We start from the raw sequence: 11,910 nt of genomic DNA on the forward strand, positions 1-11,910 counted from the left end.
CGCTTGGCCAATGATCGCCGCCGTGCGCAAAATTGGACGCGCACTCGCGATGACACAATTCTTGAGGTTTCCGAGAAACGCAAGCCCATGCCCATACTTCCCTTGGCATAGCATTGAAAGAACGAAAACTTTTCAAAAACATATATTGAAGAACAATCTTCCCGCCGCGGCGGATGCAACGCCTTGGGAAATCATTGATCCAGATCAGTGATTTATCATAGATTTTCCTGCATGTATGCAGGACTTGAGCCGCAATTGTACGGGAGGACTGCGCGGCATCTCATTGATTTAGCGCATCTTGATTTCTGTTGGCCCAGCGTCTGAACACGCCTGCGGCTGGCACCCTATTTACGCCCGCCGAACCGAAATCCGCGCGGTGATTTTGAATCCCTCGAACGCCTTATCTCCGCAATTTCGGAGAATTTAGAAAGTTTGCCCATTTTTCTTCATTTCGTCGTGGAAGCGGCCGGGAGTTTTCAGATGTTCGCGACCCTCGCTTCCGCATTCAATGGAAGGACGAAAGAGATGAAACTCAAAGCATTCTTCGGCGCGGTCGCGGCTTCGGCCCTTCTGGCCAGCGCTGGCGCGGGTCTTGCGCAATCGAAACCCGGCGCCCTGCACGAGGTCCTTGAAGGCAGGACGGTGAAGATCGACACGTCCAACTTCATCCGGGCCGCGACGAACATCGAGTTCGAGAAATACCTCGCCTTGTCCGGTGGCGTGAACACGCTGCTGCACATCCGGGACGTCACCTCGATCGAGCAGCAGCCGACGATCCGGATGAACCGCGACACGATCTACAGCATGGCGCTGGTCGATATTTCCGAAGGGGCGACGCTGACCCTGCCCGATGCGGGCACGCGCTATGTCTCGGCGATGGTGGTCAACCAAGATCACTACATCAACAAGGTGTTCCTCGGCGGCGGCAGCCACACGCTCGACCTCGCCACCTTCGACACGCCCTTTGTGGTGATCGTGATCCGCACGCTGGTGGACGCCTCGGACCCCGATGACCTTGCCGCCGCCCATGCGGTGCAGGACGCCATGACGCTCGAAGCCGGATCCGCGACACCCTTCATCGTGCCGAATTACGACATGGAAAACTTCGAGGAGGTCAAGCAGGCGGCGCTGGCGCTGTCACGCTTCACCCCCGACAGCGCCGACACCTTCGGCGCTAAGGAAGACGTGGCACCGCTGCGGCATTTCCTCGGCACCGCCTTCGGCTGGGGCGGGCTGCCCGAGGAAGAGGCGTTTTACCTCAACGTCGAGCCGGGCCTGCCGGTCGACAGCTACAAGATCGAGGTGCCGGCGGATGTGCCCGTCGACGAGTTCTGGTCGGTCAGCCTCTACAACGCCAGCGGTTTCTACCAGAAGAACGCCCAAGGCGCCTACAACATCAACTCGGTCTCTGGCACGCGCAACGCCGACGAGAGCATTACCGTGCATTTCGGCGGTTGCGAGGACGAGAGCCGGGTGAACTGCCTGCCGATCATGGAGGGCTGGAACTATTCGGTGCGCCTCTACCGCCCGCGCCCCGAGATCCTCGACGGCAGTTGGCAGTTCCCCGACGTCGAACCGGGCTGAGGCGGGGGCGCTGCCGCCTTGAAGGAATTCCATTTGGACCGGGCCGAGCCCCGGGAGGAGGTGCAATATGACACGCTTCAAACCCTGCATGACCGCGATCGGCCTTGGGCTCGCCGCCGTCGCCGTCACCGGAGCGCCCGCCGCGGCGCAGGACTGGGAGTTCCGGATCACCCCCTATGTCTGGATGGCCGGTCTCGAGGGCGATCTCGGCACGATCCCGGGCTTTCCCGCACAGTCGGTTGACCTGTCGTTCGGCGATATCTGGGACGATCTCGAGTACGGGCTGTTTCTTTCGGGCACCGCGCGCAACGGCCCATGGGTGATCTACTTCGACAGCTCCATCGTGCAGACGGACTCGACAGAGAAGATCGGCGGCCCGAATGTCGACAAGGTGAACATCAAGAGCGAGACCTCGACGCTGACGCTGGCCTTCGGCGGCACGGTCTCGCAGTCCTACACCCACAATCTCGATCTCTATGGGGGCTTCCGCTACTGGAACCTCAAGAACGACTACCGCGTCTACACGCCCAGCGGTCGTATCAAGCGGGAAACGGACGTCGACTGGACCGACCCGATTGTCGGCATAGCCGGGCGCTATGCGCTGAGCGACCGCTGGCAGGCCTTCGGCGCTGCCGACATTGGCGGCTTCGGCGTGGGGTCGGATTTCGAGTGGTCACTGATGGCGGGGGTCAGCTACGCCTTCGCCGAGGACTTCTCGCTCGCATTCGGCTGGCGGGTTCTTGATGTCGACTACGACGACGATGGCGTGGTCTATGACACCACCCAGTCCGGCCCGATCCTCGGCGTGACCTTCAGGTTCTGACATCCACTGCGGCTCCGGGCGGTGGTCGTCCGGGGCTGATAACTCAAGGGAGGATGGTATGCGGTATCTCTGTTTGACAGGCGCGCTCATCGCGGCGGCGCTCACCGGGGCCTGCACTGACAATCAGGCAATCAATGCGACCACTGGCGGGCTCGCCGGGGCTGCTATCGCGCATGAGGTCAGCGGCGGCAACAAGACCGCGGCGGCGCTCGGCGGCGCGGCCATCGGTACGGCCATCGGCGCCAACGTGCCCACCAGTTCCAGCGGCACCAAGCTCTGCAATTACTACAACCCGCAGACCGGCGCTTCCTACAAGGCGGAATGCCCGAGATAACGGGCGACGTGCAGATATCTGACTTCCAGCGGAGGGCGTTCGGCAAGGCGCCACTTCCCTCTCGGCACGGCACTTTCACATCGGGCCGCCCGACCTGCGCGACACGCCGGACGGTTTTCGGCAACCGAGAGGAGAGACAGGAAACCCGCATCACTCTGGAGCCCGCCTATCGCTTCACCCACGGTGAAGAGGTCACCTCGGCGACCGGGGCGCCCGACATTCTTGGGGTGCCTGAGGGGCAGGCTTCGTACGACGGTTTACAGGCGGGCAGGCGACGGCAGATGCGGCGCTCGATCTCATCACAACATTCGCGCAGGCAGAGCTGCCCGAGCAGTTCCTCGACGACTACAAGGCCAAGACCGACGTGATGCTTAAATACGAGTATGCCCGCGAGGCGCTGAAACAACCGGGTAGGAACGCGCCGACGGCGCGCCGATCTGCTAAACGCCGTGTGCTGAACCGGTCAGGGCCGAGGCGGCAGAACGCCCCGCTCTTGCAGAAGCTGCAGCAAAGCGACGAGCGTGGTCGCGCTCAGATCGACCGATCCTTCGAGGCCGAAACCGAGCCCGCCGTCGCCCATTTCCATCGGCTCCCCTGACCGGAACTGCGGGTCGAGCACGCGTAGCTCGGCGGGCAACTCTGGGCAGAGCGGCCGGTCCTGCAAGAGGTGGTCGACGGCATCGATGAAGAGCATGCGGGCCGCCTCGCTCCGCGCGCCTTGTCGCCCTTCGGCCACCATCGGGAGCGGAGGGTCGCGGGCAAGCTCGGCAAGGTGAAAGACCAAGCAGTTCTCGACCACAGAGGCGGAGACCTCTGCGCGCACATCCACCTGTTCAGAGCGCTCAAGTTCGCCGCGCTGCCATGCGCTGTCACCTGTGCGTTCGCAGGTGTAGTTGCGCGCATCCAGCCGCGCGAGAGCGACGAGGTTGGTGCCTTGCGCGATGGTCTCGATGCTCTGAACCTCGACGCGGGCGCGGCAGTCGTCGACCAGAAGCGCGCCCTTCCCCATCTCGGGCAGGCGCTGCTGCAACTCGCGCAGGTCAAGCTTCACATCGACGCTAATGCGGGTCGAGGATGCCGGAGCCATGGTAACATCGAGACGATAGGGCACCGGGGGCACGGCGGTGGTCAGGTCTTCCTCGAAACGGAACGACACCGCCGCTTCCGGCAGTTGCGGCAAACCCTCGCCCGCCTTCGGCAGGAAGCCCTTGGCTTGCCACAGCCGGAGGAGCCCAACCAGCCGCGCGGCATCCGTGGCGACCGTTCCCTCGAGCGCCGCCCCTATGCCTCCGTCGCCGATCTCGACAGCGCTGCCGCTGGAGAAATCCGGCGCCAGCAGCGCCAGCGCGTCGGGCATCTCTGGGCAGACAGGTGCCTCGCGCAGCGCCTCGTTGCTCTCCTTGAGGATGGCCAGGCGCACCTTTTCGGTGATGCCGAAGAGGTTTCCGAGCCCGCCGATGACTCCGCGCGGAGCGAGCGTGAGATCGCGGAGGTCGAATCCGACGCATTCACCCACAAGTCCGGCGCTGACCAGCGCGTCAAAATCCACCGCCTGCGTCCACAGATGCGCCCCGCGCGCCTCACTGGCAGTCCCTCGGCCCTTGCAGCGGTAGAGCTCTGCCCGGACCCGGCCCCGTGCGCGAACCGCATCCCCTTCGGCCTGCGCGCTGGTCAGCCCGACCGTGAGGCCAAGACCGCAATCCGGCTCGAACCGCTTCGAGAGCAGCGACGGAAGAATGCGCTGTATCTCCCGCAGGTCCACCGCGGCCCTTACCCCGAGCGTCGTGGCACTCTGCGGAGCGAAACCGAGATAGACATCGAGCGGCAGCGGACGGCCCGTCGCGTCGATGCTTTGGGAAATACCCAGCATGACATCCGCGGAATAGAGAGTCCTCGGAAATGGTCCACCGGACACCGGCTGCACGGCTGGCACCGTGATTTCGCCCTCCGCGCAGCTCGCCAGCCCCATGCCAATCGCGAAAACCGTCACCCGCCAAGCACGCGCAAAAGTGGTCGCAGAGTTCCTCATCAGCCCGTCCCTCTCGGATGGCAGGAGCTATTTTTGCAGAGCCACATGATTGCACCGCAGAGCTTCACACAGCCAAGGTAACCGTTACGTGGATTTGCGGGCACCCAGTTTTGAGCAACGGCAGGACCAATATGCCATTGAAGGGACGAGAGGCGCAGCGCCTCGACCCCGCGACGCCAGCCGCGTACGCACCCGATGGCGTTGCGGGCTCGTGTCAGGCTCTTGAGATCATCACTTCACGCAGAGCGTTCTCGGCAACAGGGCAGACGCACCTGACCGCGTATTCCCGAACTGACGGTCGTCGCATGTGTAGAACAAAAGCGTACACGTGCAGCGAATGTCCTGTGTGGATGGCTCCCGCATAGCAAGTCGTAAATGATCTCGTGTACCTTTTCAGAAGCGGTCTTGTGTCCGGCCTGTTTGCGCGGTTCACACCGCTGGCCCTGATGGGATCCGCAGGTCAGGTTCCTATCTGGAAAGCGGGCAATTGCGCCCTGGACATTCGGCGGAGCGTCCTGATCGTTGCGGCTGAAGGGTACACCATCACATCGTCGGTCTTGCTATCTCGCTGTTTCGGTATGTCTCAGGCTGTGTGAGGGCGGTAGGGTTCGTTTCTGGTCAGCACCGCCCACATGATCCGCGCCGTCTTGTTCGCCATGGCGACAGTCGCGAGCCGGGCCGGTTTTCTCTGCAACAGCTTCGTCAGCCAGGGATCGGCACGCTCGGGATGATTGGTGACCTGCCGCACACGCGATGTCATCCCGACGACGATAAGCTGGCGCAGGTACCGATCGCCCATCTTCGTGATCTTTCCCAGCCGCTCTTTGCCACCGCTGGAGTGGTTGCGCGGTGTCAGACCAAGCCACGCCGCAAATTCCCGACCACTCTTGAACTGGTGACCCGACCCGATCGTGGCGGCCACGGCCGAGGCGGTCACTGGTCCGACGCCGGGAATGGTCTGCAGGAGTTGCGCTTGGCGGCTGAGACGAGCCTGGATACGCATGGTGATCTCGTACCAGCGAAGGCGGTTGTGCAGTTCGACCAGCTGACGGCTGAGAACCCGCAGAACGTCTTGGGCGAGCTCGGGGAACCCGGACTGCTTGCCCTCGATGATCCCTTTCGCAAAATCGATAGCCCGCGTGACGCCCCGGGCGATGGCAACCCCGAATTCCGCGGCCAAGCTTCGGAGCATGTTGATCAACCGGGTGCGCTGTCGAACCACGAAGTCCCGTGCGCGGTGCAAGGAGAGAAGCGCCTGCTGGTCCTCGGACTTGATCTCGACAAAACGCATCGTCGGTCGCGTCACGGCCTCGCAAATGGCTTCTGCATCGACCGCGTCGGACTTACCCCGTTTCACGTAAGGTTTGACGTACATCGGCGGCATCAGCCGGACAGTATGACCGAGCTTCGTAAGCTCGCGGCCCCAGTGGTGGCTCGATGCGCAGGCTTCGATGCCGATGAGGCAGGGCGACAGTCGCTCGAAGAACGCCAGCACCTGCGCCCGACGCAAAGGCCGATTGAAAGCGACCTCTCCGGTCTGGGAAACTCCGTGGACATGAAAGATGTTCTTGGCGAGGTCGAGGCCGACAGTGGTAACTTGCATGGGGTGGCTCCTCTCAGTTGCAGATTCTGACACCTGCAGTATGGCGCATTGCGACGCCGGGAGCGGGAGCCATCCACCCCATCTTGAAGGTCCACAAAGTGTGAGTTTGCCGGTGCCTTGGCTTCGCAACCGAAGCGAATGGCCGCCTCATACTGGAAGCGAAACGCCTGTCCAATGCGAGTTCTCCGCCTGGGCGAAGCGGCTACCGGGAGGGCTGATGCAATACACCCGCTCCCGGCCAGCTGAGTCGTATCGGTGCTGCCAACGCTTGGCTCCCTGTCATTCTTGGCCGAGTGGTTTCTGACCGAAGTTCTGGCGGGTTTCGGTTGCTACAGTAATCTTCTGCCAAGACATGGGGTCCGGCCTTCAAGGCGATGTCGGGCGATCCGCAGACGTCAGTCTATCGGCATCATCAGATGGGCATAGGGTGTCCCCGGCCACATGACCCAAGGCTCACCTGCGTCCTCGGGAACCTCCGTCGGGTAGCTGTCGAGCAGCGGCTTGGCACCCGAGCCGAGAAGCATCACGTGAGGCCCGGTGACGACCCAGTTGTTGTCTGCCGCCTCGCTCTCGGCATAGGGGTCTGTATTGCTTGCGCCCTCATCGCCCAGCAGCATGTAGACAAAGCCGAGCGTGTCCGGCGGGTCCTCATTCATCATCCACGCTTGGAGAAAGCTCATCGCCCCTCCGTCCGCGCACATCGGGTTGGTGCCGGGATACATGCAGGTCCAGCCGTTGGTGCCTTCTCGAAGCACCTGCATTTCGCCGCTTTCAGTGGGGCTCAGAAGGGTTGAATTCGCGAGCACCGCGGCTGGCGCGACGCCATCGAGCCGGTCCATCAAGCTTTCAACGGTGACTTCGGTGGTCTGACCCAGAGCCGAAGATGCGAGCAGAGCGAAGGCCCCTGCGGTCGCGTAGAGTTTCGGGCAAGTCATGGTAGCGTCCTCCTCCTCAGGTTCACGCTATCGCCGCCCGGGCCTCGACCGCGCGACGGCGGTAGTGCCGTTATCATACGCCTATCCACTTGGGGAGACAAAACATTCGTCGTTGCGACCCTGCATTGAAGGCGGCGAAATGGGTTGCTCGCAATGGTTGCGTGCCTCCGATGCCTCGACAGCGTAATGCCGAAGTAGGCGGGCATCAGAGATGCGGGTTCCGAAAGGAACCAAAGTCGCACGCCTCATGCGTGGAACGATAAGCGGGAACCTTGGAGAACTTTGCGTGCCGCTGCTCGACGCGGAGCTTTTCAGGCCGACGCGGCGAGCTTTCTTGCGGCGGCCCATGGCTTAGGCGTAGGCGCCCGCGGAATAGGTCAACTCATAGCTGTGGCTGTAAAGTTCGAAGATGTTCCCGAAGGGGTCTTCGACGTAAACCATGCGATAGGGTTTCTCGCCGGGAAAGTATTCGCGCACGGGCATTCTCTGCTTGCCGCCTGCGGCGATGATCTTCTCGAGAAGTCCTTCGAGATCGGGGTCTTGAATCGCGAAATGGAAGGTTCCGTGGCGGCGGAAGGCGAAGTTGTCTTCCGGGGCATGGTTTCCCGCGAACTCGAAAAGTTCGATGCCGATGCCGTCCGCTGTCGAAAGATGCGCGATCCGAAGGTGCTTCCAGCCGGGGCCGAAGACATCCGTACACATCACGCCGATCGCGCTGTCGTCCTCGACGATTTCGCTTGGTTGCATGAGCTCGTAAAAGCCCATGACTTCTGAATAGAATTTTACGGCCGCGTCGAGGTCCGGGACGGAAAGGCCGATGTGAGAAAAGCTGCGGGGTGTCGTGGTCATGTCGATCTCCTGTCGTTTGAGGCTGCGGGAGATGTAGACAGTCAGTCTCAATGTATGAAATTATCATATTTGATAATTGTCCAAACAATACGTTATGAAGAGATGCTCAACGCCACGTGGATCGAGACCTTCACCGTCCTCGCCGAAGAGGGGCATTTCACCCGCGCTGCGGAGCGGCTGAACATGACTCAGCCCGGCGTGTCGCAGCATTTGCGCAAGCTCGAGCAGCAACTCGGGCAGGCGTTGATCGCGCAGGATGGCAAGAGTTTCACGCTGACCCCGGCAGGAGAGACGGTCCGCGATCTGGGCCTGTCACGGCGTGCCGAGGAACGGGCGTTGCGCGAAGCCATCACATGCGATGACCCGGATGTGGGAGAACTTCGGATCGCCTGTTCGGGAAGCTTTGCGATGCTCTTCTATCCGCGTGCCATTGAGATGATGCGCGATGCCCCCGGCCTCGCGATCCATGTCGAGGCGGCGCCGCAGGCCCGGATCCTGTCGGGCGTGCTTGACGGGCGCTTCGACCTTGGCGTGATCGGGGAGGACTCCCGCCACCCACGCATCGAGGCGCAACACATTGGGCGCGAGGAGCTGTGTCTCGTGCTGCCCAAGGCTGTTGGCGGGCAGGTCGACTTCGAGGGACTCGAAACGCTGGGTCTCGTCGCGCATCCGGATGTCCATCGCTACGCCGATGACCTGTTTCCCGCAAATTTTCCCGGTTCCTTCACCGGTGCCGACAGGCTGAGGGTGCGCAGCTACGTCAACCAGATTGGCCAGATCCCGGCTCCCGTCGCAGAAGGCGTGGGTTACACGCTACTGCCGCGCAGCGGACTCGCAGCATTCCCACTTGCCGACCGCGTGGTTATCGCGCGGCTGCCCGCGCCGCAATACCAGGAGTTGTGGTCCATATCCCGGCGCGGTCGCACAGCAAGTGCGCGCCTCAAACGGATCCTGGGGCTCATCGAGGATCTCGCGGCCACACTGGACTGAGACGAGAGACGATTGTCGGCGAAAGGTGAGGAGCAGCCCGACGGATCGGGGCTGCTCATTATAGCGAAGGATGGGCGTGTCTCCGTCCCAATCCACAGGGTTCCAGAGGTCTTACAAGACAGCCCGCGCAATACGAAGCATCTGAAGCAGTTCGTATTCCGAGTCTTTCAACTCGACGATCTGGCCGTTCAGAACCGCATAATTGCTGCCAGTATCCAGCTGCGGCAGACGATAGAGGTCGATCATTTCACGCTGTGTCAGGGCTGCGGTGGGTGCGATGCGGGGACCGTCCGACAGGTCTCTCACCTGTGCCAGTTGGTTCACCAAGAGCAACGACCGGTAGTCGTCGTCATCAAGGAGCACTGGCATGCCGTCGATCAGAGCATACCGCCGACCATTCGGAGCGGGCTCGAGATCGAAGAGGGTCGCGATCTGGTCCGACTGAAGCAACAGATATTCGGGATCCGGCTCAACATCGAAATCGGAATCGAGCCAGTCCTTTCGACGCTCGAGCCAAAGATCATCGTACCGGTCTTCGTCGTAGGATGCCCAGTCGTTGTAGGTTACGCCATTCTTGGCCAAGCCAGGCGGCACACAGGGCGGATCCTTCTTGGCAAGGCCTGGGGGGCAATTGCGGTATGTGATCAGCTCATCTTCGGGAATGTCTGACACAAGCATCTGCGGCGTCGCCAACGCCAGCGCCGTGGCACCCAGAACACGCGTCATATCACGTCCATCGGGTGCCGGCGTCGAAACGAGGCGGCGAACGGCGCTTTCGCGCTCCGCTTCGGAAAAGCCGCGACGGGCCTTTGCGCCATTGCCATTACCAGCGGCCTCCTGCGCGACTTCCTGGCCTTTTGCCTTGGCCTTCGCGCCATCTGCGTGTTCGGGCTTGCCGTTGCCGTTGCCGTTGCCAGCCTGAGCATGTCCTTTGCCCGGCTTCGCGGAGCCATTGCCCGAGTGGCTGTTACCCTTCCCCGGATTGCCCTTCCCGCCGTTGCCGTGCCCCTTTTTGATCAGCTTATTGCCGTTGCTGCCGTTCCCATTCCCGTTCCCGTTGCCATTGTTGCCTTTGGCAAGCCAGAGGTGCTGCGCGCTGACTGTCTCAGCGAAGCCGCGCTCGGCGTGGAATGGGGCCGCGGTCAGGGATGTAGAGGACAGTGCAAGCGCCAAGGCGCTGCCGATTAGTAATTTACTCATGTCAAACGCCTTTCCTTTGGGCATTTAACGCGACAAGCGGGCAAGCCGTTCCTTGCAGTCGGTTGCCATCGGAATCGAGAGGCCCTTTCGTCTCAAGGTTCTTGAAGGCGCGCGACGCATGAGCCATCGGCAGCAAAGATTCGGGCCCCTTCAACCTTCTCATGGAAACCTATCGGCGCGCCGGTATCACCATCGGACTGCGGGGAGCCAGTTTCCGACCTTTAGGCAAAGGGGCAACAAGCGCAGCGTGCTTGATCCGATAACGGGCGTCAGGTGATCCTCTTGCGCCGCGGCTCAGACCGGCCAACTGGATTGGCTTGTAGGTGAATGAGCCTTAGGCTTCGCGCGTAGTGGGCCAGTCGCACACAAGGTGAGGGAACGCCGGACCGATACCGTTGCGCGACAGACAAGACATCTCGACGAGGTCCAGTTGTAGTGGTCGAGGTGCAGTGACAACGAAGTCCTCAAAAGATGCCGCTGGCTGTATTGTGGTGAACGGCGGCAAAGTCCGCACCACTGTCGCCCCATGCTCTCTGGGTGAAGGTCCGCTTCGCCGCATAGTGCTCTCGGATATCGGGCGCCGGCGCCAGAGGGCTTCATCCCCATAGATCGAAGGCCGACCATGCATTAGCATTTAACCCGGACCACTCGCTGGGGTTAGCTCACGGATGAGTGGTTTCGAGCCCAAGCCGTCAAGATTCGCAGTCAGATTGCATTTGTCGCGGCACGAGCGACAGCTTCGGCCCGCGCCAGCGCATCCAGATCGATGCCGTGGCGGAACCCCTTGGCCTCGATCACCTCCAGCACGCAGCGGGTGTCGACGTTCCCCGGAGCCCCGGGGGCATAGGGGCAGCCGCCGAGACCCGCGACGGAGGCGTCGAAGGTGCGCACGCCCCGATCCAGCGCCAGCGCGACCAGATCGGCGGCAACGCCCGCGGTATCATGGAAATGCCCGGCTATGCGTTCGGCATCGGTATGCGCCAGAAGACCGTCGAGCAGCCAGTCCAGCGCTTCCGTGTCGCCCGCCCCTATGGTGTCGCCGAGCGAGACCTCGTAGCAGCCCATCTCCAGCAACCTTCCCGCCCAACGGCTGACCTCGCCCGGGTCGGTCGGGCCGTCGAACGGACAGGCGATGACCGTCGACAGGTATCCCCGCACGGGAACACCGGCGGCGCGCGCCTCCTCCAGCACGGGGGCAAATCGCTCGAAGCTTTCGGCGATAGAGCAGTTGAGGTTCGCGCGGCTGAAGCCATCGGACGAGGACGCGAAGATCGCGACCTCGCCGCATCCGGCCGCCAGCGCCCGACCGAGCCCTGTCACGTTCGGCGTCAGCGCGGCGTAAGTGACGCCCTCGTGCCGGACGATCCCCGCCATGACCTCGCCGGCATCCGCCATCTGCGGCACCCAGCGCGGGCTGACGAAGCTGGTCGCCTCGATCTTGCGAAGCCCGGTGCGGGAAAGCGCATCGATCAGCGCGATCTTCTTCGTGGTCGGAACCATGTCGCCCCGACTCTGGAGGCCGTCCCGCGGCCCGACCTCGAAGACGGTCACCGTAGAGGACAT

The 11,910-nt window shown here is 62.3% G+C and carries 10 protein-coding genes; 4 read left to right on the forward strand and 6 right to left on the reverse strand.

Annotated elements, in window-relative coordinates; genetic code table 11:
• Window positions 1-525 precede the first annotated feature (525 nt).
• The 3 genes from AYJ57_RS15120 (at window position 526) to AYJ57_RS15130 (ending at window position 2,741) form a co-directional block, all read left to right on the forward strand.
• The gene (locus AYJ57_RS15120; RefSeq protein ID WP_083191307.1) at window positions 526-1,584 is read left to right on the forward strand and encodes a DUF1214 domain-containing protein; all 1,059 of its coding nucleotides are present in this window, start codon (window positions 526-528) and stop codon (window positions 1,582-1,584) included.
• A 67-nt stretch (window positions 1,585-1,651) separates the two neighbouring features.
• The gene (locus tag AYJ57_RS15125; protein ID WP_066107734.1) at window positions 1,652-2,407 is read left to right on the forward strand and encodes a hypothetical protein; all 756 of its coding nucleotides are present in this window, start codon (window positions 1,652-1,654) and stop codon (window positions 2,405-2,407) included.
• 58 nt (window positions 2,408-2,465) lie between these two features.
• On the forward strand, window positions 2,466-2,741 hold the full coding sequence (locus AYJ57_RS15130; RefSeq protein ID WP_066107737.1) for a hypothetical protein: 276 nt from the start codon (window positions 2,466-2,468) through the stop codon (window positions 2,739-2,741).
• A 463-nt stretch (window positions 2,742-3,204) separates the two neighbouring features.
• Here the strand turns inward: AYJ57_RS15130 and AYJ57_RS15135 are convergent, their stop codons facing one another.
• The 4 genes from AYJ57_RS15135 to AYJ57_RS15150 all read right to left on the reverse strand — a co-directional run bounded on the left by AYJ57_RS15135 (window position 3,205) and on the right by AYJ57_RS15150 (window position 8,157).
• Window positions 3,205-4,611, reverse strand: a complete 1,407-nt coding sequence (locus tag AYJ57_RS15135) for a hypothetical protein (RefSeq protein WP_083191308.1) — start codon at window positions 4,609-4,611, stop codon at window positions 3,205-3,207.
• 742 nt (window positions 4,612-5,353) lie between these two features.
• Window positions 5,354-6,373: an IS110 family transposase gene (locus AYJ57_RS15140; protein ID WP_066107743.1), complete on the reverse strand. Its 1,020-nt coding sequence runs from the start codon at window positions 6,371-6,373 to the stop codon at window positions 5,354-5,356.
• Between the two features lie 395 nt (window positions 6,374-6,768).
• Window positions 6,769-7,308: a hypothetical protein gene (locus AYJ57_RS15145; RefSeq protein ID WP_066107746.1), complete on the reverse strand. Its 540-nt coding sequence runs from the start codon at window positions 7,306-7,308 to the stop codon at window positions 6,769-6,771.
• A gap of 351 nt (window positions 7,309-7,659) precedes the next feature.
• A complete protein-coding gene (locus tag AYJ57_RS15150; RefSeq protein WP_066107749.1) occupies window positions 7,660-8,157 on the reverse strand; it encodes a lactoylglutathione lyase family protein in 498 nt (165 codons plus the stop codon).
• A 102-nt stretch (window positions 8,158-8,259) separates the two neighbouring features.
• Here AYJ57_RS15150 and AYJ57_RS15155 point away from each other — a divergent pair, with 102 nt between their 5' ends.
• Window positions 8,260-9,147, forward strand: coding sequence for a LysR family transcriptional regulator (locus AYJ57_RS15155; RefSeq protein ID WP_066107752.1), 888 nt, complete (start codon window positions 8,260-8,262; stop codon window positions 9,145-9,147).
• 111 nt (window positions 9,148-9,258) lie between these two features.
• Here the strand turns inward: AYJ57_RS15155 and AYJ57_RS15160 are convergent, their stop codons facing one another.
• Window positions 9,259-10,347, reverse strand: coding sequence for a hypothetical protein (locus AYJ57_RS15160; protein WP_066110363.1), 1,089 nt, complete (start codon window positions 10,345-10,347; stop codon window positions 9,259-9,261).
• Window positions 10,348-11,052: 705 nt separating this feature from the next.
• Window positions 11,053-11,910 (reverse strand): hydroxymethylglutaryl-CoA lyase, encoded by an 858-nt coding sequence (locus AYJ57_RS15165; protein WP_066107754.1) that lies wholly within the window; start codon window positions 11,908-11,910, stop codon window positions 11,053-11,055.

The organism is Salipiger sp. CCB-MM3 (assembly GCF_001687105.1).
Taxonomy (GTDB): Bacteria; Pseudomonadota; Alphaproteobacteria; order Rhodobacterales; family Rhodobacteraceae; genus Salipiger.

Excerpts from the sequence above, each read along its gene's own strand:
- AYJ57_RS15120 (WP_083191307.1), top strand. The coding sequence starts at position 526 with ATGAAACTCAAAGCATTCTTCGGCGCGGTCGCGGCTTCGGCCCTTCTG.
- AYJ57_RS15125 (WP_066107734.1), top strand. The coding sequence starts at position 1,652 with ATGACACGCTTCAAACCCTGCATGACCGCGATCGGCCTTGGGCTCGCC.
- AYJ57_RS15130 (WP_066107737.1), top strand. The coding sequence starts at position 2,466 with ATGCGGTATCTCTGTTTGACAGGCGCGCTCATCGCGGCGGCGCTCACC.
- AYJ57_RS15135 (WP_083191308.1), bottom strand. The coding sequence starts at position 4,611 with ATGCTGGGTATTTCCCAAAGCATCGACGCGACGGGCCGTCCGCTGCCG.
- AYJ57_RS15140 (WP_066107743.1), bottom strand. The coding sequence starts at position 6,373 with ATGCAAGTTACCACTGTCGGCCTCGACCTCGCCAAGAACATCTTTCAT.
- AYJ57_RS15145 (WP_066107746.1), bottom strand. The coding sequence starts at position 7,308 with ATGACTTGCCCGAAACTCTACGCGACCGCAGGGGCCTTCGCTCTGCTC.
- AYJ57_RS15150 (WP_066107749.1), bottom strand. The coding sequence starts at position 8,157 with ATGACCACGACACCCCGCAGCTTTTCTCACATCGGCCTTTCCGTCCCG.
- AYJ57_RS15155 (WP_066107752.1), top strand. The coding sequence starts at position 8,260 with ATGCTCAACGCCACGTGGATCGAGACCTTCACCGTCCTCGCCGAAGAG.
- AYJ57_RS15160 (WP_066110363.1), bottom strand. The coding sequence starts at position 10,347 with ATGAGTAAATTACTAATCGGCAGCGCCTTGGCGCTTGCACTGTCCTCT.
- AYJ57_RS15165 (WP_066107754.1), bottom strand. The coding sequence starts at position 11,910 with ATGTCCTCTACGGTGACCGTCTTCGAGGTCGGGCCGCGGGACGGCCTC.